Below are 24,657 nucleotides of genomic sequence, written 5' to 3'. Positions count from 1 at the left end.
ATACATTTATCTAATATTTACTGCTGTGACGTTGCTACGGAATTGCACCATTTCCTCACTTGTATTAAAATGCACTGCTATTTCTGTTAGTGTCATTTGACGCTGAACTGCCCAGAGTAGACCCCGCCGAGGAATTTGAAGGCATCCACCTAAATAAGTTGCCTCATCTTCATCGCTCTGTCGGCGCAGAGGAAGCCCAGTATTTGGATCAAAGCGGACAATTTTATGTCTTAATAGCAGGTGTCCAAACTCGTGCATCAGGTTTGATTCACGTCGTGCAGGAGTATGACGCGGATTATTCACAATCCAGAGTGGGCTTTGATTAATAATTCCTGCTGACCATTGGTCGCTATCGAGCAATACCGCTACTACAGAAGGATCTAAAGTGGAAATCTGCTCAGGTGTCAAAATTATTGCATTCAATTGAGCCGCCAGCAAATCTGCTGGTAATGGCTCAAATGCCCGTAAATTTAATAAACTACGTTGCTCTGTGGCAATTCCTTCACACCTTTGCCTAAACTCAGTTGGTAATTTCTCTGTTAGTGTCATGATTCTTGTTAATCCGGCTGTTGGGTGTCGCTTTGTTGAGAATTATCCCGATACGCTGCTTTCACTAATTCTGCTAGTGCATTGGCAACTGCCGGATCGAGTTTTTTCGATGCTCGCAATTGAATTTCTATTGTCTCTAATGTGTTTGAGCCAGAGGAAGCTTCAGATTCTTCTGTTTTCTTAAATAGTTCAGCAGGTGACACTTGCAGCCAATCGCAAAGTAATAAAAAGGTTTCCATATCAGGCATTTTGCCATTTTCTACCCGTGAAAGTGTAGAGGAACTAATATTACCTATTTCTTTGGCTGTGTCTCGCAGCCCTTTCCTCCCCCGCTTCGTCTTCATCATTGCGGCTAATAGATGTGTGTCTAAGTTGTATCCCATGCGTCTTCGTTGTTTCACTTATGAAACGCGTTTCTTTATTGTCTCACATTAGCTATAGTTATTAAATGTATCTTTCTAATTACAGTGTTTCATTAAAGAGACAAAATACCAAAGCTTGTCTAATATAGACAGGAGGTACTTTTTGGATAACAATTTTGATTTTTTGGTTGTGGGTTTGGCAGAGTTTTTCCGTGCAGATAATCAATACCAAATTCCTAAATACCCATACCCTGATTTGTTACGGCGTGCCTGCAATACTTTGGCATTGAAGATGACAGCTATTCCTTATCCACGTACTCTAGAAGGTCTTTTTCATCTTCTAGAAAAACCCTTGCAAACATGGTATCCGTTGGAGATACCAAAGGAGTTTGACTCAGAATATGGCTTAATTTACGATAAAGCGTTAAGTGAGGAAGCAAGCCAGTATTTCTACGAACAGTTGGTAAAACGAGGGCAACTTCCTGAGTTGGCTTCTGTGAAAGTACAACAAATTGCGCTGGAGAACTTTCAGTTTCTGAGGTTGCTGGAAAAACTGCAAGAAGCCAACGAAAATGATGCTAAACACGCCCAACAAGAATATGTTTTACTGCGGCGATTTATAATTGCGAATCCTTACACTACTTTAGAGAAACTTCGCAACAGGTTTTCTCAAACGCGTTACATAACTATTAATGATGTTGGCGAACTGTACGAAGACTGTAAAGAAAATGAATCTTATTGGTGCTGCGATCGCTGCGGCCCTTTAATTAAAAAACATGGACATTTACGTGGCATTAAGCCAAGCGTCTGCAACGATCATCGGAAAAACTTGTCCCATGTCCGGCGCATTTATTGGAAGCGAGGTCTGTGTCGTCTCAAGTTTGGTATTCATTGGCGTGTTTGTTTGCCTGGAATTCCAGAGATACGTCTGTTTAGTGCTTTAGAAAAGCTGCATAAACAACAGCCAGAACATCTTTGCGAAGTTCAACTTTGGCCTGGTATTGACCGTTACGACCTGCAACTACGTTTTGGTGATGGTTCAGTCTGGGCTGTAGATATCAAAGACTACCGAAATCCCTATGATTTGGCTTTGCAACTGAAGCCGATATTTGGGGAAGGCGATTTGCGCTATGACGAAAGTTTTTATGTTATTCCTAACCATCGTCTGCATCAACGCCAAGATTACATCGACATCTTGCGCGAAGAAGCAACAGGATTGCCAAAAAGCACCCATCTTTTCAGCGATACAGCTTTTGAAGAAAGAGTCGTCGCTAAGATAATGCACCTGAGTCAAGGGAAATAGCATTATGAGCCAAATGACATTATTTAAGCCACCTGATATTTTTACAGAGCGTGTCAAAGAATTGAAAGATAACTCTGAGCTAGATCGAGAACAAGCCCAATTATTACTTCAGGTAGAACTTGGCTTTGCATTGATGGAGTGTTTAGGAATTGATGACGAAGCAGTAACAGCAGTTTGGGCAATACTCAGTGGTATGCCTTTGCGACACCCACGTTTACATAATTTAGATGATATCCAGCGGCGCGCAGTTGCTAACGCTCGGCAAATTATCCCATTTTCTGCACGTTTTGCTTGGTTGGGGGCATTACGTTTCTACATCCGCAATATTCCGCAAAATAGACGTAACTATGATTTTGATATCCAGGATTTAGATTCTCAAATTATTCATGCTGCGAAACATCTTAGGGATCAAGTCAACCAAAATTTATATGAAAGCTGTTTGAGTGCGGATTTGGAGTTTCGCCAACGCAGGGTTAAACCAGTAAAGGCAGGAGTTGCCTACCAATTCCAGGCTAAGACAGAAAAAGAAACAGTCACAATGCAAGTACAGTTCACACCAGAACATTTAAGTACTGCACGACAACAGCCTTGGTTTACTACACCCCGCTCTCGTGAGCCTTTTTCATTACGAATTCCAGATTTAGAGTCAGATGCAGAGTTCCTCAATCGCCGCGAACAGTTACTAGCACGCCGATATGGTTGGCATGAATCACAAAAGGGACACTGGGTAAGCCGCTTTCGCAAAATCAACTTTCACAAAATTCAGGCAGACGGTACGCTGAGTGAGCGCAACACACAAACGTTAAATTTAGATGGTTTTGTACATATTGCGGGACAAGTCGCCTCTGGAAAGTCTACCCTGTCAACGTTACTTGCCGTCAATAGTCTGCGAAATCATGCCGATCGCCGCATCACATTAGTTGTTAGTGATGTACAATCGGCAATTCGGTTAACAAATCAAATTAATTGGTGGTTCTGTGACGATCCAGAAAACGATGAGCCTGTTGCTGTACCCTTACTAGGCCGCAGTAAACGAGATGCACACCTAAAAAGCTTCTATGCCTCGAAAGATTTTCAGGAACACTGGCAACGCGGACAACCACACTGGGGCGATCGCTTTTTGGGAACAGCTTGTGCTTTGCAAGGATTGCTACAAGCTAGCGACATCTTTGACCGTTTGCATGGTAAGCCGCTCAAGCCTGGAACCGAGCCATGTCACTCTTTGAAAGAAGCACCAAAAAGTGAAAGCGATCGCAAAAAACAAAACAATAACCCTGGAGTACCCCACTTGTGTCCTTTTTTTGCCACTTGCCCATCACAGCAGGTATATGGTGATATGCCAGCTGCCCGTGTTTGGATTACAACTCCAGGTGCAATGGCAATGGCTGGTTTACCACGTCATTTAGAATTACGTCCGCTCAAGATAGGGGAACTCGTTTATCTACATTCCGATATTGTTGTATTCGATGAAGTAGACACCGTTATCAAGTGGTTTGACGATGTATATGCTGAGGAAGTGTTGCTAACAAATGGTGGTGTTTTTGATGACATTGGAGTAAAAACTGAAGATTACATGAGGTTTAACCGTGTTACCCCAGCATTGATGCAGCGATGGACTGGTGCAGAACGTGATGTCCAAAAGGCTGTGACAGCAACTTTGACACTATTAGACAAGCGTTCGGGACACGAGTTTCTCAATAAATGGATAGAACGTGGCTACTTTACGCCTAATTCCCTCCTCTACAAATTTGCCCGCCGCCTTGCTGGACTTGAAGAATTAGATTCTCCTGATGTCACGGAGCAAGAAATTAAAGCTAATAACCGGCGCGTACAGCAGATAATGCAGTATTTTGACGCATTACTCGATGACGATCCATTACAGGGGCAGCCTCGCTCCAATCCTAAAGTTAATAGGCTGGCACTTCTGATTCAACAGATTAACAGTATTGGCGAAAGTGCTACCGACGATAGCATTTATCATGCTTGCAAAGCCTGGATAGTTGATTTTTTCCCCAAGACAGAACAACGGTTAGCACGACTGCGAACAGAAATAGAAAAACGTCAGAATAATTCACAGCAGCCAGTCAAGAAAAAGCGGCGAAATTCCTCAAAAAAAGAGGAACAAACAGATCCAGTGGACACAATAGAAACCCTGGCATACCGTTTACAGTTTGCCCTTACCATCACCCTTTTAGATCGGCACACACGTATTATTTTTTATGAGTGGCATCATCGACCACCCACTCTGGATGACGAGCCTCCGCATCGCCGTATGCCCACAGCTATGTTAAATATTTTACCGTTACCGCCAACAGGAAGGCAGTTTGGTACTTACTATTCCCGCAAAGATGAAAATCACAACCAATCTGAGAACAGCAGCGAAAATGCTTTATCTTTGTTTGCTTATACCAATATTGGTCGTTACTACGTTTTGAACTTTCATCGCTTGCTAACAGACTTGGATGGTCAACGCGGGCCTAATGTGTTGGCACTATCAGGAACTTCTTATCTACGAGATTCCACTCAGTTTCATGTTGGCAATCCTCAGGGTATTTTAATGCCAGAGCCGAGTGCCACAGAAGCGATCGCTCAAAGCCGCTTTAGGTTTCTGCCTCAATTGAACCGCAAAGATGAAGCTATCCGTATTTCTGGGACACCTGAACGTCAGAAAATGGGAATGTTTAAAGAGATGGCACAAGCGCTGATTGGCAACAACGGTAGCGGCCATTTAGGACAGGAGCTTGAGGAATTGAAACGACTGGGTGAGAGCGCTCCAGATTTTTGGCAGGATAGGGAACGCCTACTGTTACTCGTCAATTCTTATGACCAAGCACGGTGGGTAGCAGACGAAATCCGTCAGTGTTGGTGGGGTATGCGCGAGCAAGTTTACCATTTGCAGCGCGATCACACAGAGACTTTGGCTGAGGATGACATCGATTATCAGTCAAGGATGGAAATTGGCGCTCTCAACCGTGCTGACATCGAAACTTTCTCAGTAACTGGCGGTAAAATCCTAGCTGCACCGATAAGTGCTATGGGGCGCGGATTCAACATTTTGAATGCAAATGGCAAAGCTGCTTTTGGTGCGGTTTACTTTCTCACCCGTCCCTATCCTCATCCACATGATACTCAGGCGATCGCTCAAGAAATCAACCGTCGTGCCTTGGATTGGATAGAAGATGCGAATTTCATTGCTTGGGAAGGAGACGGAATTTTAGGGCGCGCAGAAAAAGTGCGTCAATTGGCTGCGCGTTACTGGCGATCGGTAGAACATCGTTCTTACTACAAAACACTGCGTGCAAATGAAGAATTACGTGCCTTTCCCCGCCAAGACTTAGCCGCAACCACTGCTGGGGTCATCGTTCAAGCTGTAGGCCGTCTTTTGCGTGGAGGTGTTCCCTTTCACGCTTACTTTGTTGATGCTGCTTGGGGGCCAAACTATGCCAAAGAGCAACAGCCTGATACACCGCGTACCAGCTTGCTAGCAGCAATCATCGATTTGCTTTGTGACTATGTTAATGAAGATGTTATCAGTCAAGCTTTATACCAATCAATAGCAGATGCTTTGGTTGATATTGATGGCTTCAACTGGGAAATAGACGCAAGAGATAGAGAAAGAGCATGACTAAAACAATTACATCAGAAAATATTTTGTTACCTGCACGCATGAATTTGGTAACAGATGCTTTTGCCAACCTAGAGATTGCTGTGTTGGCATTCCCTTTTGTTCAGGTGATAGCAGACTTTCGCCGCGATCTGGAACGAGTACTGTCTCGTGGCAACAACAAAAAAGAGGTTCAGCCACCATATCGACAGTTAAATAATGCTTTGCTTGCTTGTGCATCTACTCTGACATACGGCTTTGAGTTTGTTAGCGTTGACGAAGAAAGTAAGCTGCCCTTATATCAAGCATTAGCTGTAGGAACCCCAGAGAACCCGTTGAAGACACCCACACCCCAGCAGATACATCAATTAGTGAGAATTTGGGCGCAGGAGTGGACAAAGCAATATCGTGGCAAAGGTAAAACAGATGAAGTTAATAGCGTGTGCGATCGCTTTCTCGAAAGAATAGCTGCAATACCGCCTGGTTGGGAGTGGCAACGCATCAAGCCGGAAATACTTGTGCAGGATATCAACGCAGAGAGAGGATTAGGATTTCAAGCTATTCCCAGTCTTCTCGCCACCATGTTGCATGGTAAAAAGTGCATCATTAATTCTGGAAAAAGAAAACAAGAAATTCAATGGCGCAAAGTACAGGGAGGCGGTTCGGGTAGGGTTGGACTCTATTTAGTTAGTAAGCCGTTTAAGGCAAATTACACAGATAATAATGGCAACGAAAAAGAAGGTTATTTTGCTTACCGTCTAGACTTTAATGTTGAGACGCAAGCAGGACGGTTCAATGACAACGGCAACTTAAAACCGTGGATTTTCTTACATTTAAGTTGCCAAAGATACCCCCATGAACCTTTGTCAGATGCCAATTATGGGCGTGACATCTCTGTTTTGATGGGTATGAACAATGCACGTTTACCTAATTACAAGGTAGATTCGACCTTGGTACGCCTCGTTATTGAGAACAATGGCAAAGAACAAGAGAATTTGTGGAGGTTACAACTGCCAGAACTGCTTGCTGCATTTAAAGCACGCGCTCTAGAACAGCCAGAAAATATTCTGAACAACCCTACAGAATTTGGTAATTTAAATAACTCAACTAACTGGGGTGATAGAGACGAATACTATATAGTTCATGCTGAAGGCTACAAGTACGAGCATGAGAAACATAAACGAGGACATAGTGTCAAAACAGGATTTAGTTTTTTGGAGCGGGGCGATATTATTGCACGGGTACTAGAATCTCTCAACGAAGTTTTGATACCAGATAATCCGATGCAATCTGACATTCCTGCACCATCTGGTATAAAAGCACCACTAGCAATGCGTGATTACGAATTTGTTTCTAGACCTCGTAAAAAGTGCCAACCTTATCAGCAAATTGCTATTGATGCTATTTACCGGGCATTGCAGGGTAAGCCAATGCATATCTTTCTTATTTATCGAGAACAAAACACTTGTGAAGTAGTTTACCAGCAATTACGCGATGTATTCCTTCTCAATGAAAATGAAGATTTTCCACAAGATATAACAGTTTCAAAAATTTTGATTGATGATGCGACACTTTTGCAGCCACTTAATACAGGTGGATTTTTACCTAAAGATCGTAGCAAATTCGACCAGCAGATACGCAAGCAACATCAAGCAAAGCGAGAAGCATGGCGTACCTTTCTCCAGGAAAGTGTTATTCCTCTGATAAATTTTGAGACTAATCCTCACTGTTTAGCAATTATCGAAATTGGCCGAATCAAAATAAAGGGAATTCTCCCTCAACAAAACATTAAAGGAGCTATTCGTGAAGCTTGTGTAAGAGAGGGAATTAATTCCCAAATGATACAGTCGATACCGACAGCTAAACCAAAATCAAGTGACACAGAAGATGATGAGGATAAATCACCATCATACAGCAAACCAACAAAAGGACGTGTGATGAGTGCTGTACTCGATGGAACATTACGTCAAATAGGGGCGCTATACGGTCTACCCTCTCAAGTATACGAGCAAGCAAAGATACCAAAAGAAATTGGCCAAGAATTAGATGTAATTGCCTTTTGTCGTCGCAAAACTAGCCAATATCAAGGTGATATTCACTATGCTCTTGCGGTTCGTCTGCGTGCAACGGGTGCGGTAGATGTACTACTTCCCGATGCAAATGATTGGATTCCTTACACTCAGGCGGGAATTGCTGTCGGAAAAATTTTTGCTGAAGCACGTCGCGATCGCCAAGAAAATAAAAAGCGCCTTCAAAGTAAAATCAAGTTGAATGGCACGGAATTAGTACAGTTTGTTGCACGCGTAGTAACCAAACATTTAGGCAAACCAACCATTGTTCTAATTGAAGCTGAAGGATGGCGTAACGGACGTGGCGAAGATAATGATGGCAAAATCTGGCCTCAGTTGCAAAATGAGAACCTTCTGGCAAAACGCAACGTTCTTGACTTTTGCCATGTTCCTGGTCACACTTGCGAGTATACCCGTAATAATAAGCAACTACAGAACTTATTAGCAGTAATTCGTATTCGTGCTGGTAGAGAAACACCACAGTACATTACCAATCGAGAAGCTTGGAACGAAGATTGTGCAGCACGGGATTTTCCACATCTGAGTGGGTTTTACGATCAGTCAGCACCAGAACTATTACATTACTTCTCTGTAGGAAGGCTGCCAAAAACACAGAAGCTACAAAATGAGATGCCAATACCCGAACTTTACAAACTCGGCTTCCAAGACGATGAATACGGTGCTAACATCCCGTTCAAACATCAACAAATGTTAGAAATATTACCATTCTTCATCCACCCAAATTTTCAGAAAGAAGAATCTTTAAAGGCACTGTGTCGAATACCTCACTATTTGAGATGTTCGCCAGCTTGGTTTATGGGGAATATCCTTGTGCCATACCCAATGCATATAGGTAAGGAGCTGATAGAAGATTACCTGTGCATACTTGGTGTAAATTTACAAATTTGAGGAATAGCAAAATTGCACAAGAACCTTTGAACAAGTAGAATTAATATTTGCAGATATGCGATCGCCTTCATAGGCATATTGTGTGGGCAGAGATAAAGGTGAATTGAGAGTCTGATTGCCATCAATTTTATTTCTGAAATTTAGATGTTCTAGAATAATCCCACCTAACTAGAGAAGCTCGATAAATTCCACACTTGGTCTTTTTTATGTGTTAATTTTGATTAAACTACAAAAATTGACAAATTTTAGCCTTAACTGAACTGTATTGGATTATTTAGCTGTTTTTGCAACATAACTCAATAGAACTGGTTAGCGATCTAATCTGCCGATATGTGTTAGGGTAACTATGGAAGATTAAATTCGGCTGTGTAGTTTGTTTTTATCTATACTTATATTACAGACCTCTCCGGATGTAAATCTCTACACCTTTTTGATTCTGGAGACATCTTATGTCAATTTATGTGGGCAATCTGTCATATGAGGTTAAAGAAGATGACCTCAAACAGGTCTTCTCAGAATATGGAACTGTCAAGAAGGTGCAATTGCCTGTAGACCGTGAAACAGGGCGAATGCGGGGTTTTGGTTTCGTAGAAATGGAAACAGAAACCGAGGAAGCCGCAGCAATTGAGGCCCTTGATAGCGCTGAATGGATGGGACGTAGCTTAAAAGTTAATAAAGCTAAACCCAAAACAGATGGAGGCTCTTACGGTGGTGGCAGACGGGGAAATACTGGTGGTGGATACTCCCGATATTAATAGGCTTTAAAATTGAGTAGTTAAGTCTTAGGTCTTAAGGCAGGCTCTGCGTCTGCTTTTTTTGCACATCGATTCGACGAACAGATTTTTCACTACTACGCGATCGCTAAGTATAGCGGTTCTGCCTGGAAAAAGCACAGGAATTTTACCTGTAGGAAAGAGTCGAAGGATGTATCCCTGACTATATTCCATTTTTCCAATACTAAAAGCTGTAATGCACTCAGATGAAAAACCTGATAAACCAATTTAGGAGGAGACAAGATGACCCAAATAATTGTGGGCGAAAATGAAGGAATTGAGTCAGCTTTACGTCGATTCAAGCGAGAAGTGTCCAAGGCAGGGATTTTTCCAGATATCAGAAAGAACCGTCACTTTGAAACACCTTTAGAGAAACGTAAACGCAAAGAAGTTGCCAAGCACAAGCAGAGCAAGAGACGTTTCCGTACTTGAGGATAACTGCCTTTAATAAACTTATGCGATCGCCCTACAGCCCTTCTCCTCAAGGAGACGCTACGCGTAGCTTGCTTAAGCGTAGGGGTACGGGCATCCTACGGCAGGCGCTGCGCTCCCTTGCAATCGCTTTCTTAAATAGGTATGGTCTAGGTATGGCAAGCAGCCGAAGATTTCCAAAAACACAAAGGAAAAATCGAAGCTTAAGTCAACTAGCCTACCTCAATCTTGGAAATAGCTAAATCAATAGACAGCATAATTCTGAATTCTGAATTACAACAGGCTTGACACCTAGCTTTGAGAAATAATTGTGTACTTCACTAACTTCAAATCTGCCGTATCTTAATCTAGACTGAGATTTTGTTACCTAGAAATTTTTGCAACACCAACAGTTATATAATTTTCTTAAAGAATTCCTATAGCCGTATGCTAAACTTGTGAATGTAATAAAAAATATAAGTATTGCTTGACGATAGCTGATTCAAACATTTAGTTAATGATTCAGCAATTTTTTGATTTAAATTAACTGTTAATAATGAACCTAGAAAGATTGGCAAGACTGCGGGATTTATGTCCAGATGAAGCGGCATTTGAGCAAATTAAGCAGATCCTGGTAGACGAAGTCCAATACTTAAAGCATGAAATCAACCAGGCGTATTTCCAGCTAGAACAGCAGAAAGCATTATTCCACGTAATTACCCGGCTGCGAGAACCTCTAGACCTGGAAAAAATTTTTCAAAGCACAGCTACCGAGGTGCGAAAACTTTTAGCAGCAGATCGAGTGGGTATGTTTCGCTTCTACCCAGATTCAGGCTGGAATGATGGAGAATTTGTTTCTGAGGACGTGGTTCAAGCTTTTCCATCAGCTATGTCCCAAAAAATTCACGATCATTGCTTTGGTGAGCAGTTTGCAATTCATTATCAGCAGGGGCGGATTCAAGCAGTCGCAGATATCCACGGTTGTGGACTGAGCGATTGTCACATTGCTGTTCTATCCAGATTTCAGATTCGGGCCAACTTAGTAGTACCTTTGTTACAAGGTCAAAACCTCTGGGGATTGCTTTGTATTCACCAATGTCATGCTCCCCGACAATGGCAAGCAACAGAAATCGAATTTGCTACCCAAATTGCTAATCATTTGGGAGTAGCTCTCCAGCACGGAGAACTCCTAGCTGAATTGCAAGCAGAAGTAGTAGAGCGTCAGCAGGCCGAACAAGCAGTTCATTCCTTAAACCAGGGAATGCAACGGGCAATCAATGAATTGCAGCTAGTTAACAAAGAACTGGAGGCTTTTAGCTACTCTGTCTCTCATGATTTGCGTGCCCCGTTACGCAGTATTGATGGTTTCAGTCTGGCCCTACTAGAAGACTACAACGATCAGCTCGATGACACTGGGCAAGACTACCTACGGCGAATTCGGGCAGCTACTCAACGGATGGGTCAATTAATTGATGACCTCCTCAACTTGTCTCGGTTGATGCGTAGTGAAATTAACCTAGAACCTGTGGATCTAAGTTTGCTAGCTAGTGAAATTTGCACTGAGCTACAGGAAAGTCAACCAGAGCGGCAAGTAGAGTTTATCATTCAACCGCAGATTTTAGCCCAAGGAGATAGCCGACTGTTACAAGTATTGTTAGAAAATTTACTCAACAATGCCTGGAAATTTACCTACAAGCATACCCAGGCAAGGATTGAGTTTGGAGTTATACCCCAGGAAAATGGCATTCCAGTATATTTTGTCCAAGATGATGGCGCTGGCTTTGATATGGCCTACTCCAATAAGTTATTTGGCCCTTTTCAGAGACTGCACAGAACCGATGAATTTCCAGGCACTGGAATTGGATTAGCCATAGTGCAAAGAATTGTGCATCGGCATGGTGGCCGGGTGTGGGCACAAGGAGCTTTAGAGCAGGGCGCTACTTTTTACTTTACATTAGTAGCAGAGGAGGGTGGGGCATGAACACGAATAACAAAATTATTCTTTTGGTAGAAGATAACCCCGATGACGAAGCTTTAGCTATCCGAGCACTCAAGCGCAATCACATCAGCAATGATATTGTAGTAGCTCGTGATGGTGCTGAAGCTCTAGATTACTTATTTGGGACTGGAGTATATATTAATCGGGATATCAGCATCAAACCTACTGTAATTTTGTTAGATCTCAAGTTGCCCCGCATTGATGGCTTGGAAGTATTGCGTCGTTTGCGAACAGATAAGCGCACTAGCCTGCTACCTGTGGTGATTTTAACGACTTCCAGCGAAGAACAAGATTTACTCAATAGTTACAGCTTGGGGTGTAACAGTTACATCCGCAAACCTGTAGACTTTATCCAGTTTACAGAAGCAGTTCGACAGCTGGGAATGTACTGGCTATTGATGAACGAGACACCTCCGATTTAGGTAATCAGTCAAAATGAGCGCCAACTTGCGTGTTCTGATTGTTGAAGATTCTGAAGATGACGCTCTTCTGCTCCTGAGGGAGTTGCGTAGAGGCGGGTACACTCTGAACTTTGTTCGAGTAGATACTCTAGAGGCCATGCAGGCGGCTCTAGATCAACAGTCATGGGACATGGTGATTGCAGATTACAGCCTACCTACCTTCAGTGGAACAGACGCCCTGAAACTCCTTCAAAGCCGAAAGCTGGATTTACCCTTTATCATCGTCTCCGGCACGATTGGCGAGGATATTGCCGTCTCAGCAATGAAAGCTGGAGCTCATGACTATCTAATTAAAGGCAACCTTACCCGTTTAGTGCCCGCAGTAGAGCGAGAACTACGAGAAGCTGAGGAACGGCATAAACGCCATAGTGCAGAAGAGGCTCTGCGGGAGAGCGAAAATCGATTTCGGATACTCTGCTCTTCGGCTCCCCTTGCTATTTTTCAGACTGATGCCCAAGGGCAACGTACCTACAATAATCCTTTATGGTATGATATTTCCGGTCTAACTGAAGAAGAAAGTTTAGGCTACGGTTGGACTCAGGCCATCCACCCTGAAGACCGCACCGAAGTTATTCAAGACTGGCAACGTACAGTATCTGAACAATCCACCTGGGCCCACGAATACAGGCTACTTAGTCCCAAAAATGAAGTTCGGTGGGTGCGCGCTCTTGCCAGCCCAATGTATTCCTCAGAAAACAGATTCCTTGGTCATGTGGGGACAGTAGAGGACATTACCGAGCGCAAGCAAGCAGCACAAAAAATCTACGAACAAGCGGCTTTACTCGATATTTCCATAGATGCAATCACCGTTCGTGATTTGAAGAACCAAATATTATTTTGGAACCAAGGTGCTGAACGTCTTTACGGTTGGAAAACAACAGAAGTCATTGGTAAGAAAGCTGCTCAACTTTTTTGTAAATCTGGAGATACTTCGCCACCATTCAATGAAATACAGGCCATACTGGCGAGGGATGGTAAGTGGCAAGGTGAGTTTCAGCAAGTAACAAAAGCTGGCAAGGACATCATCGTAGAAAGTCGTTGGACACTGATGCGCGATGAAGCTGGTAACCCCAAATCTATTCTTACACTCAGTACAGATATCACTCAAAAAAAACAACTAGAGGCGCAATTTCTCCGCGCTCAACGCCTGGAAAGTCTGGGAACTCTCGCAAGTGGCATTGCCCACGACTTCAACAACATCCTGACTCCGATTTTGGCAACTGCACAATTGTTGCCTCTGAAATTCCCCAACATGGATGAGAGCAGTCAGCAACTAATGAAGATACTGGAAAGCAGCGCCAGGAGAGGTGCTGATTTAGTCAAGCAAATTCTTTCGTTTACTCGTGGGGTAGAAGGAAGTCGCTCCATTGTTCAGGTTCGGCATTTGCTTTCCGATGTAGCGCAGGTTGCTCAAAGAACTTTCCCAAAATCCATTAAAACAAGAACTGATATAGCGCCCGAACTTTGGACAGTTTTTGCGGATGCAACTCAACTTCATCAAGTGCTGATGAATCTCTGTGTTAATGCCCGCGACGCTATGCCCGATGGCGGTGTCTTGAGCATTACCGCTACAAATCTGGTAATTGATCAAAACTATGCTCACATGCACGTGGATGCTGAAATTGGTTCTTATGTGGCGATCGCTATTGATGATACTGGAACAGGCATTCCGCCGGAAATTATCGACCGCATTTTTGATCCGTTTTTTACTACTAAAGACGTGGGTAAAGGAACTGGCCTAGGACTTTCCACTGTTATGGGCATTATCAAAAGTCACAACGGTTTTGTGACTGTGTGCAGCGAGGTCGGCAAGGGAAGTAGTTTTAAAGTGTACTTACCTAGTAGAGAAGTCAGTGAAACCAAAGCAATAGCAGATGCAGAGCTTCCAAGTGGTAATGGCGAATTAATTTTGGTGGTAGATGACGAAGTATCAATTTGTGAGATCACCAAAACTACACTAGAAAGCCATAATTATCGGATTTTAACTGCTAGTGATGGAATTGCGGCACTGGCGCTTTACGCTCAACATAATCATGAGATCAGTGTGGTGTTAATAGATTTGATGATGCCAGAAATGGATGGTTCTCGAACTATTCATATGTTGCAACGCATGAATCCTCAGCCAAAAATTATTGCTATGAGTGGATTGATGGCTTATGAGGCTACTGCTCAAAAGATCAGCCTCGGCATCCAAGAATTTTTGGCAAAACCCTTTACAGCCGAGGAATTACTGAGTACCCTCCATCAGGTACTCTAGTGAGTTGAAAAAGTTCTGAGTGCTGAGTTGTGAGTAACAGGCAATGGGAATAGGCAATAGTTTTTCTTCCCTGTTGCCTGTTGCCTCTATTCTTTCACCTTGTCCCCGTGTCCCCTTGTCCCCAATCTGCCTTCTTCACTCTTCTTGCTCTTTCGGGCGTTCAGTAGCAGCCGGATTTACTACAGTTCCCTGAGCATCGAATGGGTAGCCCTGACCTTCATCAAGAATCTCTTGCGGATCTACTGTGAGGTCAGCAGCAGTATCAATTTGTCCATTGTCATGGCTATGTTTGATCGAGGGGCCTTTATGGCTGGCATGACCGCTAGGCATGAGTTTTTCCTCTATTAATGAATATCCCAATCCTAGATTTTTCTACAGTGGAGTTACCCTATCTTGAGGCTTAAATCAATCAGCAAGCCTCTGTTTTAGTAGTCTGCTGTTTAGGCTATTGAATACAAATTAGGGTAAATAATATTGCCAAGCAATTCAAGCTGAAGCTACGAAAAACAGGCGATCGCTTGACGGTACTTGACCAATTTTCTATTGAAGTATGCTCTAATTACTCAATCTTCTCCTGCCGCTGTTTAAGTTTCAGCATGATTTCTGCGTGCATCTCGCGGGTAATTGGGTAGAAATACGTTAAAACTAAACCAGCAATCAAACAAATAGTAGGTAAGGGGCCAACTGCAAGGCGGATAGCTAGTAATGCTGACTCAGGTTGTGTGGGTAATCCAGATTGTCCGGCTACAGCTTCTTTAAAACCGTAAGCTTGCAAGGCATTTCCTACCACAAACAGTCCAAAAGCTAAACCAAATTTTTGCAACAACACCATGAAGCCATAAAAAATTCCCTCCCGGCGTTGTCCGGTTTGGAGTTCATCTAATTCAATCACATCTGGAATCATCGACCAAGGAACAAGATAAGCTGTAGAAACACCAAAACCTGCCATCACTGCCATCAAATACATCAAACTCAGTTGGCCTGGTTGCAAGTAATAGAGTCCGCCTGCTGCTATGATCCATAAACTCATTCCCAAAAAGTAAACAATTTTTTTTCCAACTTTTTTACTCAAAGCACTCCAGAAAAACAGCATCAGCAAAGCTGTTCCTTGTACCGCAATCATTACTGTAGGTACATCTGATTCTTGCAGGCGCATACAGTAAACTACAAAATAAGGAATAATGCTGGCTGTAATCTGTACACCTAACCAAGAACAAAGATATATACCGATAACAAATAGAAAAGGTCGGTTGGTAAAGACAATTTTGAGTTGTTCGATGAAAGGGATAGATGGGGTTTCTTCCAGTTGGATACGTTTAGCCTCAAATGCCAAAACGCGATCGCGTGTGCCATAAACGCACCAATATAAAGACAATACCGAAATTACAGTACAAACAGCGGCTAATATTAAATATTGTTGCTGGCGATCGCTAATCTGGGAAAAAATAATCTTCGATAAAATTAACGATAAAATGCTGCCACCGATGGAAAAGGTAAAGCGAAAACTGTTCAGGCTGGTGCGTTCGTCATAATCTTGAGTTAGTTCTGGAGTCATTGCCGTATAAGGCAAATTGACAACCGTGTAAAACACTTGAGATACCAACCCAATTACTACGTAATACCAGAACAAACCCCAAACACTAAATGGAGGTACAATCCACTGCAAGAAAAAGAAAACTCCAAAGGGAATCGCGCCATATAATAGCCAAGGCAGACGACGACCCCAGCGACGAGATTTCGTTTTATCAGTCAGAAACCCCACAAACGGATCGTTGACTGCATCCCAAATTTTGCCAATCATCAAAATGCTGCCAGCCAAACCTGCCGGGATACCAGCAACATTGGTAAAGAAAACTAATAGAAAAAATATAGAAATGTTTGCAGTAATCGCTGGGCCTAAATCACCTGCGCCATAAGCCAGTTTAGTTTTAAAGCCTAGTTTTTCACTTTGAGCAGAGCCATCGGCGACAGAATCATTCATAATATCTTGCGCTCATACTAGAATATAGAGTTTGCGTTTGCCTTCAGTATTAGCTCAAAATTACTTCCCTTATGCCAGACCTTTACGTTTCTTGGTCAGATTATCACCAAAAAATTGAACAACTGGCTGCTCAGATTTATCAATCGGGTTGGGAATTCAACCAGATTATCTGTCTTGCCAGAGGCGGACTGCGAGTAGGAGATATTCTCTCCCGTATATATCAGCAACCGTTGGCAATTTTAGCAACATCATCTTACAGTGGCCCAGGCAAGCAAGAAAGAGGTTGTTTAACCTTTTCTCGCTATTTAACAATGACCACTGAAAGTTTAGGTTCGCGCATTCTTTTAGTAGACGACCTAGTAGACTCTGGAATTACACTCAAAGAAACTCTCCCTTGGCTAAACCAAAATAGTGAGTTCGCAATTGAAGAAATTCGCACTGCTGTACTTTGGTATAAAGCTTGTTCGGTTATAGCACCCGATTACTATGTTGATTACCTACCTGACAACCCCTGGATTCATCAACCTTTTGAACACTATGAACATATGAACCCTGGCGAACTCGCAGCTAGGATCACTCAAGCTTGTTAATGGGGTGCTGGAGAGTTTTCGCTATCTTTTTTTATAAATTCTCTGGATTTTCTCCTAATTCCTTCAAACGTGCAGCTAAACGTTCTGCACGTTGTCGTTCTGCTTCTGCTCGTTGGAATTCTGCTTCTTCTGGTAAGAAAACTAAATTTTTCTCGCGGTTATAAAATCGTAACCAAGGGGCAGTTTCTCGGTCTATCGTTCCTTCCCAAATTCCTAACCAAAATCCTAAGGTTTCGCACCACAACCAACCCTGCTCATTAGCAACTAAAGGCTGATAGCGAAAATTGATATCCAACCGCCATCCTTGCAAGGAGTTGGGGTCAAAGGGATCAAAAACGAAATAGTCTCTAGTTCTAAAAACATTTTCATAGATATTCTTTTTCTCCCCTATGTCCACATTTCTTGTTGAGGGGGACATCAATTCGACAATTACATCAGGATAACGTCCCTCTTCATCCCATACAACCCAACCTTGGCGAGAACCAGTCCCTTCGACGTTGAGAACCACAAAAAAATCCGGCCCTTTGAAATCCCGATTTCGTGCCTGTGTACGACTATAGTAAATAAACATATTACCACCGACAAAGTAATCATCTCGGTCTGACCAAGCTTGTTGCAACGACCGGATTAAAACATTCATAGCAATGCGGTGGCGGTTACTTTCCAAGGGTTCTCCGTCATCAAATATTAAATCTGTTGGTGGTGGGGAAGGTTCCCAGTCTGTAACAGGAGGTGCTGGGGAACTCTCGTTTTGAGTAATGTTAGTGGACATGGCATAACCTGATACTACCGCTACGCAAAATTTAAAATTCAAAAAGCTTAGGTGATAAGCTTTTTTATTAACATCCTTAAAAACTAAAATGTGGCAAAACTCAATCAAGCTAAAATATGAAGCTGGACAAAATAGCAAAACTGACTATTAGTCTAAATTTACCACCAGATATATAGAGCGAATTTCCATTGAAACTTGTGGGCTAAACCTACTGCTGTTTGAATATTAAAATAGCCATAGCCACACTGGGAGAGTAACTAGCAATACCATAGCCCCCATCGCCAAAGCTGTCACAGCTAAGTCACGATCAAGATTAAAGGTTTCAGCAATTACTAAAGTGGCAAACGCTGGAGGCATTCCCATTTGTAGCACTATCACTTGTGCTGCCGAACCAGTTACACCAAAAAAGGGTAAGGTACTACCAATAACTAAGGGAACTAGCAACATTTTGATTGCCAAGCTCATTCCTGCCTGTGGTAAGCTGCTCCAAGACTTTAGCTGCGAGAGCCGCATCCCAATTAATACTAAGGATAAAGCGACGGCACTCCAAGCTAATTTGTCTAAGCAAAATTCAACTAAAATAGGGATTTTAATCTGTCGAAACAGCAAGCCAAAGCCGAAGCTCCAAAGGGTAGGATTAGTTAATATTGCTTTAGTTACCTGTAAATAATTACTTACATTGTTGCCAAAACGAACTGCTAGCGCTACTCCTAAGCCGTAAGAGCCAAAGAGAGACCCCAGCAAATCATAAAATAACGCCCAAGCAAAATATTTATGTCCTACCATTGCTAAGGTGATGGGAAAGCCAAGATAACCTGTATTACCAACCATTGCTGCTAAAAGCAAACTACCCTGAGTTGGTTTTTGGGGGATGGTATTTGTGAAATAGGCTTGACCTTGAATTCCTACCCAAGCTAAAAATGCCCCTAAAAAGATAGCTAGGTAAGCGATCGCCGGTGCAATCCAAATTTGACCAGACAGGTCAGCTTGGCGTAAAAAAGATACTATGCTTATAGGGCCTCCGACATAAAAAAGAAACTGACCCAAACGAGTGGGAACTATGCCAGGTAGCTTACGTCCCAAGATTAGTCCTACTAGAACTAATCCCACCAGCTTGACGTATAGTTCTAAAAGATTTGTCAAAATTGCACCTAAGAATACAGATGTAAAATGCTACGGCTTGCTTTTATTTTTTTCCAGTCTACAATCTGTTATGGCTATTGAAAAAAAGCAGGAGTTAACTCTTGAATAAGGCTGGGTTTTCTGATGAACCGCAAAATTCATTGGCTGCTTCTAGTGATGATATTCCAGTGGCTTTACGCGATCTTCCCGATGTAACGCCAAACGCACGCTTGCAACCATTGGTTTTGCTGATTGGGGGAGTGTCTGTATTTGTTGTACTCGCTGTAACTAGCGGTTTTTTGTTTTTCATTACTTCACCTAAAAAAACTGTAGATTCTCAACCTGCGCCAACTACTTCGCAGGTACAAACGCCAAATTCTGATATTTCTGCCAATCAAGGTAGCGATCGCGATACTGTATTGGGACATTTGATATACGCAGAAGCACCAGAATCTGAGTTAGTAGTAATTTCTACAAATGGGCGTATCAGAATGCGAAAAGGCGCTGCGGAAAAGTTTCAAGCGATGCAACAAGCAGCACGCAGCGCGGGTGTAATTTTAGTACCAATTTCTGGCTTTCGCTCAGTGAAAGAGCAGGAGCAGTTATTTTTTGGTGTGAGTGCCCAACGAAATCAAACTCCAGCACAAAGAGCTGCTCTAAGCGCTCCTCCTGGACATAGTGAACATCACACAGGTTACGCTGTAGATATTGGAGATGGAGCAGCACCTGCAACTAATCTTCAAGCCAATTTTGAAAATACTAAAGCTTATAAATGGCTACAAGCAAATGCAGCCCGTTTTAGTTTTGAAATTTCCTTTCCTGAAAATAATCCTCAAGGTGTCAGTTATGAACCGTGGCATTGGCGTTTTGTAGGCGATCGCAATAGTTTGGAAACTTTCTATAAAGCCAAAAATTTAAAACCATCTCCAACAACTCAATCAACGCCTTAATAGCAATTTAGGATTTTCAATTTTTTTATACGCGTTACACGCAATAATTACTCATTGCAAATATGTAATCTGAAAGTAAATAAACAGCAATTAACAATATAAATAAATACAGAGTAAAAAACATAGTTTTTACTCTGTGTTCACCTAGAATAATCACCTAGGTATCTGCACCCTTATTATAGTCGTGACGCCCTTTGCTTTATTCTTAATAATTTAAATTGAGTTATCAATGATTCCATCTCTCTTTTGGCTGGTTTAAATATATAAAACCTTGCAGTAATATTCTATCTTTTTGTAGTAGATAACTTTCAGTGAGATTTACTAAATTCCATCAGAGCAAATCTGCAAAGTTAAAGTTTTTAGTTGCAGATATTTAGTAGAAAGCAGACGGTAGAGGGCAGAAGGAAAAAATTTTTAATATTAATAACTTGCGATCGCCTAATCCATAACCCATAAGGTCACATAGCTAGTCAGAAGCTGATAGGTAACAATTCGTTATCTTGGCTGGGTAAGTAAGGAGTACAAAGTACTAATCAGTACCCAGCACTCCCGAAATTTTTAAGTCTTAAATTTTTCATCAACCGGAATTTGATAGCCATTGGCGAGGCGATTAGTCATATTCGCTGTGCCAACTATCCCTAAAAGTTCGCTAAACATGGTATCGCTCATGCCTTTGGCACGTCCCGATGCTGTGTGTGAGGCAATGCAGTAATCACAGCCATTTGTCACACTTACGGCAATGTAAATTAGTTCGCGCATCAGCGGATCAATCTCGCCAGGACTAGTCATCACTTCCTTTACCGCCTGCCAAGTTCGTTGCAGGGTGGGGGGATGATTAGCTATGGCTTTCCAAAAATTGTTGATATAGTCAGTCTGGCGGGTGGCACGGATATCGTCATATACCGCACGTACTTCTTCACTGGCTTCTTCGTATTCAATCAGCTTAGTCATTTTTCAAATCACCATATAAAATTCTTGTGGGCATTGCCCACCCTACTAAACTTAATTTCAATGATTTTGGGCATGGGGCATTGGATGAAGAGGACAAGGAGCATGGGGGATGGGGGGACAAGGAGCAAGATTTAATCATAGTTCTTTCTCCTTGTCCCCTGCTTCCCTGCTTTTTCCTACTCCCCAATCCCTAACCCTTGGAATTAAGCGCTTGATAGCGACCTAGAGCAATTAAAGGAAAGCATTGTTGATAGAGGTGATACTTTAGATAAAAATGGCTAGGGAAGCCAGTACCTGTAAAGTCCGCCTCATACCAAGTACCATCTGGTTTTTGCGTGGTTACAAGGTAGCTAATTCCCCGCTCAATGGCATCATGAGCGAATTTGCCAGTAGCTTCACCTGCTGCTATTAACCCAATTAAAGCCCAAGCAGTTTGGGATGCAGTACTAGTCCCTTGTCCTTTAAGGCTAGGATCATCATAGCTGCGGCAAGTTTCACCCCAACCACCATCAGAATTTTGGCATCCAACTAACCAAGCAGCTCCTCTTTCGATACTATTTTGGTGAGTTTGAGGTGCAATTAAGGCTAAGGCTGAGAGAACACCACTAGTGCCATAAATGTAATTTACTCCCCAACGCCCAAACCAACAGCCTTCAGGTTCTTGTTCGCGGAGAATATAAGCGATCGCTCGCTCAAAATTACCAGCATCTATTGATAAATTACAAGCTCCCAGCATTTCTAGCACCCTAGCGGTGACGTCAGCCGTGTTTGGGTCAATCATGGCTTTCAGGTCGCCATAAGGTACAGAATTCAGCCAATCTTGATCGTTGTCTAAATCAAAAGCAGCCCAGCCACCTGGCTTACATTGCATCGAAGCAATCCAGTTGAGTCCACGAGCGATCGCAGCTTGCTTTAATTGTTCATTAGGAAGCTTTGCCTGATGTAGAGCCATAACAACCACAGCAGAGTCATCTACATCTGGGTAAAAGCGATTGTCAAACTCAAACGCCCAAGCCCCTGGTTTTCCTTGACGATTTTTGACAATCCAATCACCGTAGTCAAGAATTTGCTTGTTGAGTAACCATTCTCCAGCCTGCACAATAACTGGATGATCTGGTGCAAATCCAGAATCTATCAAAGCCCGAATCGCCCAAGCTGTATCCCAAACAGGTGAAACGCAAGGTTGCACTCGGTAACTATCCTCTGTTTCAATGGCAAAATTATCGATGGCTTTTAGCCCGCGTTCGACAATCGGGTCGCTGGAGCCATAACCTAGACACCGCAAAGCTAACAGAGAATTTAGCATAGCGGGAATAATTCCGCCCCAGTCACCAGTGGCTTCTTGTCGTTCTAAAACCCACTTTTCTGCCGCTTTGATGCCTTCCTCCCGGAAAGGAACTAAATTGAGGCTTTCTGCCAACTTGAAGCCTTGATCGAGGGTGAGGAATAAATCTGTCCAATCGCCACTACGGGGTAATTCATACTGGGCTTGATCGACACCTTCAACATACAGTTCGTCTAAGGTGATAGCTGGGTCAATCTGAAAAACAGGTTTGCGATCGCAGACAATCAACAGCGGTACAGTGCTGGATCTTGCCCAACTTGACATTTCGTAGATATTAACAGGGAAAGTTGAGGGTAGAAGCATAATCCAGGGCGGCAGTGAAGGGATGCCGCGCCAGCTGTAACATCCTATGAGGGCAAGGTGTAACTTAGTAAAGATGCGAGTTTTACTGATACCACCTCTTTGCAGAATAAAAGCTTTGGCTTTGAGCATCGCTGGATCGGTTGCTGGTACACCTAGCAGTTTCAAAGCCATGTACGCTTCCACCGAAGTACTCAGTTCTCCCCCATCCCCAAAGAAAAGTTCCCAACCGCCATGCTGACGTTGTTGAGAACGCAGGTAAGTTTCAACTTTGTGTAAAGGTCTAGTGCGATCTGTGCCCCAAATTTTATGAAGTAAAACAGCCTCAGCAGTAATAGTGGCATTAGATTCTAACTCTGCCCACCAGTAACCCGCCGGATTTTGAATTGAAAGCAGATATTCTTGGCTGGTTGCGATCGCCGCTGTGACTTGATTGACTGTTACTCTGTCTTGAGTTTGCATCAAATACTATTCCACCTCACCCATAGTATAAATACAGCAGTACGGAGAAAAAATATTTTCCCACAATCAGCAGACATAGTATTGTGTCTGAGGCACTAAGAATTTGCAAGAGGATATGAGTGCAATTGTATTAGGGTTAACACTTTCATCCTTGGTGATGTGGATAGGATTACTGAGTTTACGCGGGCAGTTTTGGCGAACAGACCAGAAATTAGAAGTTGGCGAAATTACGCTGTCATCCTTACCTAAGATTTGCGTGGTAATTCCTGCCCGTAATGAAGCAGATTTGCTGCCGGCTTGCTTGCGATCGCTTCTACTCCAAGATTATCCTGGGGATTTCAATATTTTTTTGGTAGACGATCGCAGCACAGACCGCACAGCTGATTTTGCCCAAGGGGTTGCTTACGCTTTGAATAAATCCCAACAATTGCATATTATCTCTGGCAAAGCATTGCCTGCCGGTTGGAGTGGTAAACTCTGGGCAGTTGAGCAAGGTATTCAATTAGCTAGTGAGTTTACACCAAACTATTTTTTACTCACCGATGCTGATATTGAACATGACCAAAGCAATCTCCGCCGACTGGTTGCTAAAGCCGAACAAGAAGATTTAGATCTAGTTTCGGTGATGGTGCGGCTTCGGTGTGAAAGTTTTTGGGAACAACTTTTAATACCCGCTTTCGTCTTTTTCTTTCAAAAACTCTACCCTTTTCGCTGGGTCAACAATCCAAAAAATCCCACTGCTGCGGCTGCTGGAGGATCTATCTTGATTCGCACAACAGCCCTTGAAAGTATCGGCGGAATTGCAGCGATTCGCCAAGCTTTAATTGACGATTGCGCCTTGGCTCAAGCTGTGAAAGGGGCAAGGGGACAAGGGCGGATTTGGTTGGGACTGAGTGCTTTAACTCGTAGTCTGCGCCCTTATCCTTCTTTGGATAGTATTTGGAATATGGTGGCGCGGACTGCCTATACTCAACTCAATTATTCTCCACTGCTACTAGTAGGAACAGTTGTGGCTATGACGATAATTTATTTAGTGCCACCTATAGCTGCTATTGTGGGTGGATTGATAGGGAATTGGGCGATCGCACTGGCGGGTTTATCAGCTTGGCTGTTGATGAGTTTGGCTTACTTCCCAACCATCCGCTTTTATAAATGTCCTCCCTGGTTAACTTTGTGCTTACCTGCGATCGCTTTTCTTTACACCCTGATGACAATAGACTCAGCCATTCGTCACTGGCAAGGGCGCGGTGGTGCTTGGAAAGGAAGAGTTTATCCCCAGTAATTATCACGTCCGAGCAACTTCAAGGCAGGGGTGCAGGGAGCAGGGAGCAGGGAGCATGGGAAGATGAGACGGAAGTGTGAAGTTGCCAAAGAGATTAATGCAGTTATGAGGTAGATTAATCAAGCTCAAAGGTGGATTCATGAGGCTCTAAGGGAGATGAACGAGTCTTTGATACTCGTTAATCAGTCTTTGAGGGAGATGAACG

20 protein-coding genes are annotated in these 24,657 nt (G+C 42.9%); 11 read left to right on the top strand and 9 right to left on the bottom strand.

What is annotated here, in order from left to right:
* Positions 1 to 6: 6 nt before the first annotated feature.
* Entirely contained in the window at positions 7 to 549 is a 543-nt protein-coding gene (locus AC5JL8_RS22645; protein WP_495881944.1) for an ImmA/IrrE family metallo-endopeptidase, read from the bottom strand.
* A gap of 8 nt (positions 550 to 557) precedes the next feature.
* Positions 558 to 950, bottom strand: a complete 393-nt coding sequence (locus AC5JL8_RS22640; protein WP_495881943.1) for a helix-turn-helix domain-containing protein — start codon at positions 948 to 950, stop codon at positions 558 to 560.
* A 124-nt stretch (positions 951 to 1,074) separates the two neighbouring features.
* On the opposite strand from AC5JL8_RS22640, the gene AC5JL8_RS22635 reads away from it, so the two are divergent.
* From AC5JL8_RS22635 to rbp, 4 genes are all read left to right on the top strand, one after another.
* Positions 1,075 to 2,214 carry a restriction endonuclease-related protein gene (locus AC5JL8_RS22635; protein WP_495881942.1) on the top strand — a complete coding sequence of 380 codons (1,140 nt, stop codon included), beginning with the start codon at positions 1,075 to 1,077 and terminating at the stop codon, positions 2,212 to 2,214.
* A 4-nt stretch (positions 2,215 to 2,218) separates the two neighbouring features.
* Entirely contained in the window at positions 2,219 to 5,839 is a 3,621-nt protein-coding gene (locus AC5JL8_RS22630; RefSeq protein WP_495881941.1) for a pPIWI_RE_Z domain-containing protein, read from the top strand.
* The gene (locus AC5JL8_RS22625) at positions 5,836 to 8,796 is read left to right on the top strand and encodes an RNaseH domain-containing protein (protein WP_495881940.1); all 2,961 of its coding nucleotides are present in this window, start codon (positions 5,836 to 5,838) and stop codon (positions 8,794 to 8,796) included. The genes AC5JL8_RS22630 and AC5JL8_RS22625 overlap by 4 nt, the downstream gene beginning before the upstream one ends.
* 449 nt (positions 8,797 to 9,245) lie before the next feature.
* Entirely contained in the window at positions 9,246 to 9,551 is a 306-nt protein-coding gene (gene rbp, locus AC5JL8_RS22620) for an RNA-binding regulator (protein WP_495881939.1), read from the top strand.
* A gap of 95 nt (positions 9,552 to 9,646) precedes the next feature.
* Here the strand turns inward: rbp and AC5JL8_RS22615 are convergent, their stop codons facing one another.
* Positions 9,647 to 9,811, bottom strand: coding sequence for a hypothetical protein (locus AC5JL8_RS22615; RefSeq protein ID WP_495881938.1), 165 nt, complete (start codon positions 9,809 to 9,811; stop codon positions 9,647 to 9,649).
* A 1-nt stretch (position 9,812) separates the two neighbouring features.
* Between AC5JL8_RS22615 and rpsU the strand changes: the two genes are divergently transcribed.
* From rpsU to AC5JL8_RS22595, 4 genes are all read left to right on the top strand, one after another.
* Entirely contained in the window at positions 9,813 to 10,001 is a 189-nt protein-coding gene (gene rpsU / locus AC5JL8_RS22610) for a 30S ribosomal protein S21 (RefSeq protein ID WP_495881937.1), read from the top strand.
* Between the two features lie 535 nt (positions 10,002 to 10,536).
* The gene (locus AC5JL8_RS22605) at positions 10,537 to 11,961 is read left to right on the top strand and encodes a GAF domain-containing protein (RefSeq protein WP_495881936.1); all 1,425 of its coding nucleotides are present in this window, start codon (positions 10,537 to 10,539) and stop codon (positions 11,959 to 11,961) included.
* On the top strand, positions 11,958 to 12,401 hold the full coding sequence (locus AC5JL8_RS22600; protein WP_495881935.1) for a response regulator: 444 nt from the start codon (positions 11,958 to 11,960) through the stop codon (positions 12,399 to 12,401). Before AC5JL8_RS22605 ends, AC5JL8_RS22600 begins: the two co-directional genes overlap by 4 nt.
* A gap of 13 nt (positions 12,402 to 12,414) precedes the next feature.
* Positions 12,415 to 14,697, top strand: coding sequence for a PAS domain-containing hybrid sensor histidine kinase/response regulator (locus AC5JL8_RS22595; RefSeq protein WP_495881934.1), 2,283 nt, complete (start codon positions 12,415 to 12,417; stop codon positions 14,695 to 14,697).
* Positions 14,698 to 14,832: 135 nt separating this feature from the next.
* Here the strand turns inward: AC5JL8_RS22595 and AC5JL8_RS22590 are convergent, their stop codons facing one another.
* On the bottom strand, positions 14,833 to 15,027 hold the full coding sequence (locus tag AC5JL8_RS22590; RefSeq protein WP_495881933.1) for a hypothetical protein: 195 nt from the start codon (positions 15,025 to 15,027) through the stop codon (positions 14,833 to 14,835).
* 229 nt (positions 15,028 to 15,256) lie between these two features.
* Positions 15,257 to 16,678, bottom strand: coding sequence for an MFS transporter (locus AC5JL8_RS22585; RefSeq protein ID WP_495881932.1), 1,422 nt, complete (start codon positions 16,676 to 16,678; stop codon positions 15,257 to 15,259).
* Between the two features lie 71 nt (positions 16,679 to 16,749).
* Between AC5JL8_RS22585 and AC5JL8_RS22580 the strand changes: the two genes are divergently transcribed.
* The gene (locus tag AC5JL8_RS22580) at positions 16,750 to 17,268 is read left to right on the top strand and encodes a phosphoribosyltransferase (protein ID WP_495881931.1); all 519 of its coding nucleotides are present in this window, start codon (positions 16,750 to 16,752) and stop codon (positions 17,266 to 17,268) included.
* Positions 17,269 to 17,299: 31 nt separating this feature from the next.
* Here the strand turns inward: AC5JL8_RS22580 and AC5JL8_RS22575 are convergent, their stop codons facing one another.
* Both AC5JL8_RS22575 and AC5JL8_RS22570 read right to left on the bottom strand, forming a co-directional pair.
* Positions 17,300 to 18,040: a Uma2 family endonuclease gene (locus tag AC5JL8_RS22575; RefSeq protein WP_495881930.1), complete on the bottom strand. Its 741-nt coding sequence runs from the start codon at positions 18,038 to 18,040 to the stop codon at positions 17,300 to 17,302.
* Between the two features lie 225 nt (positions 18,041 to 18,265).
* On the bottom strand, positions 18,266 to 19,183 hold the full coding sequence (locus AC5JL8_RS22570) for an AEC family transporter (protein ID WP_495881929.1): 918 nt from the start codon (positions 19,181 to 19,183) through the stop codon (positions 18,266 to 18,268).
* A gap of 101 nt (positions 19,184 to 19,284) precedes the next feature.
* On the opposite strand from AC5JL8_RS22570, the gene AC5JL8_RS22565 reads away from it, so the two are divergent.
* Complete coding sequence (locus AC5JL8_RS22565) at positions 19,285 to 20,112, top strand: M15 family metallopeptidase (RefSeq protein WP_495881928.1); 828 nt, start codon at positions 19,285 to 19,287, stop codon at positions 20,110 to 20,112.
* A gap of 558 nt (positions 20,113 to 20,670) precedes the next feature.
* Here the strand turns inward: AC5JL8_RS22565 and AC5JL8_RS22560 are convergent.
* Positions 20,671 to 21,063, bottom strand: coding sequence for a carboxymuconolactone decarboxylase family protein (locus tag AC5JL8_RS22560; protein ID WP_495881927.1), 393 nt, complete (start codon positions 21,061 to 21,063; stop codon positions 20,671 to 20,673).
* Between the two features lie 190 nt (positions 21,064 to 21,253).
* Positions 21,254 to 23,170 (bottom strand): squalene--hopene cyclase, encoded by a 1,917-nt coding sequence (gene shc / locus AC5JL8_RS22555; RefSeq protein ID WP_495881926.1) that lies wholly within the window; start codon positions 23,168 to 23,170, stop codon positions 21,254 to 21,256.
* 115 nt (positions 23,171 to 23,285) lie between these two features.
* Between shc and AC5JL8_RS22550 the strand changes: the two genes are divergently transcribed.
* A complete protein-coding gene (locus AC5JL8_RS22550) occupies positions 23,286 to 24,452 on the top strand; it encodes a glycosyltransferase (protein WP_495881925.1) in 1,167 nt (388 codons plus the stop codon).
* Positions 24,453 to 24,657 lie beyond the last annotated feature (205 nt).

This window comes from Mojavia sp. (genome assembly GCF_059505145.1).
The sequence above is the reverse complement of the archived record's forward strand: the minus strand, read 5'-3'. Positions and strand labels throughout refer to the sequence as shown.

What these genes read in the sequence shown, in the direction of transcription:
- AC5JL8_RS22645 (WP_495881944.1), bottom strand. Translation starts at nt 549, where the DNA reads ATGACACTAACAGAGAAATTACCAACTGAGTTTAGGCAAAGGTGTGAA.
- AC5JL8_RS22630 (WP_495881941.1), top strand. Translation starts at nt 2,219, where the DNA reads ATGAGCCAAATGACATTATTTAAGCCACCTGATATTTTTACAGAGCGT.
- AC5JL8_RS22625 (WP_495881940.1), top strand. Translation starts at nt 5,836, where the DNA reads ATGACTAAAACAATTACATCAGAAAATATTTTGTTACCTGCACGCATG.
- rbp (WP_495881939.1), top strand. Translation starts at nt 9,246, where the DNA reads ATGTCAATTTATGTGGGCAATCTGTCATATGAGGTTAAAGAAGATGAC.
- rpsU (WP_495881937.1), top strand. Translation starts at nt 9,813, where the DNA reads ATGACCCAAATAATTGTGGGCGAAAATGAAGGAATTGAGTCAGCTTTA.
- AC5JL8_RS22605 (WP_495881936.1), top strand. Translation starts at nt 10,537, where the DNA reads ATGAACCTAGAAAGATTGGCAAGACTGCGGGATTTATGTCCAGATGAA.
- AC5JL8_RS22600 (WP_495881935.1), top strand. Translation starts at nt 11,958, where the DNA reads ATGAACACGAATAACAAAATTATTCTTTTGGTAGAAGATAACCCCGAT.
- AC5JL8_RS22595 (WP_495881934.1), top strand. Translation starts at nt 12,415, where the DNA reads ATGAGCGCCAACTTGCGTGTTCTGATTGTTGAAGATTCTGAAGATGAC.
- AC5JL8_RS22590 (WP_495881933.1), bottom strand. Translation starts at nt 15,027, where the DNA reads ATGCCTAGCGGTCATGCCAGCCATAAAGGCCCCTCGATCAAACATAGC.
- AC5JL8_RS22585 (WP_495881932.1), bottom strand. Translation starts at nt 16,678, where the DNA reads ATGAATGATTCTGTCGCCGATGGCTCTGCTCAAAGTGAAAAACTAGGC.
- AC5JL8_RS22580 (WP_495881931.1), top strand. Translation starts at nt 16,750, where the DNA reads ATGCCAGACCTTTACGTTTCTTGGTCAGATTATCACCAAAAAATTGAA.
- AC5JL8_RS22575 (WP_495881930.1), bottom strand. Translation starts at nt 18,040, where the DNA reads ATGTCCACTAACATTACTCAAAACGAGAGTTCCCCAGCACCTCCTGTT.
- AC5JL8_RS22560 (WP_495881927.1), bottom strand. Translation starts at nt 21,063, where the DNA reads ATGACTAAGCTGATTGAATACGAAGAAGCCAGTGAAGAAGTACGTGCG.
- shc (WP_495881926.1), bottom strand. Translation starts at nt 23,170, where the DNA reads ATGCAAACTCAAGACAGAGTAACAGTCAATCAAGTCACAGCGGCGATC.
- AC5JL8_RS22550 (WP_495881925.1), top strand. Translation starts at nt 23,286, where the DNA reads ATGAGTGCAATTGTATTAGGGTTAACACTTTCATCCTTGGTGATGTGG.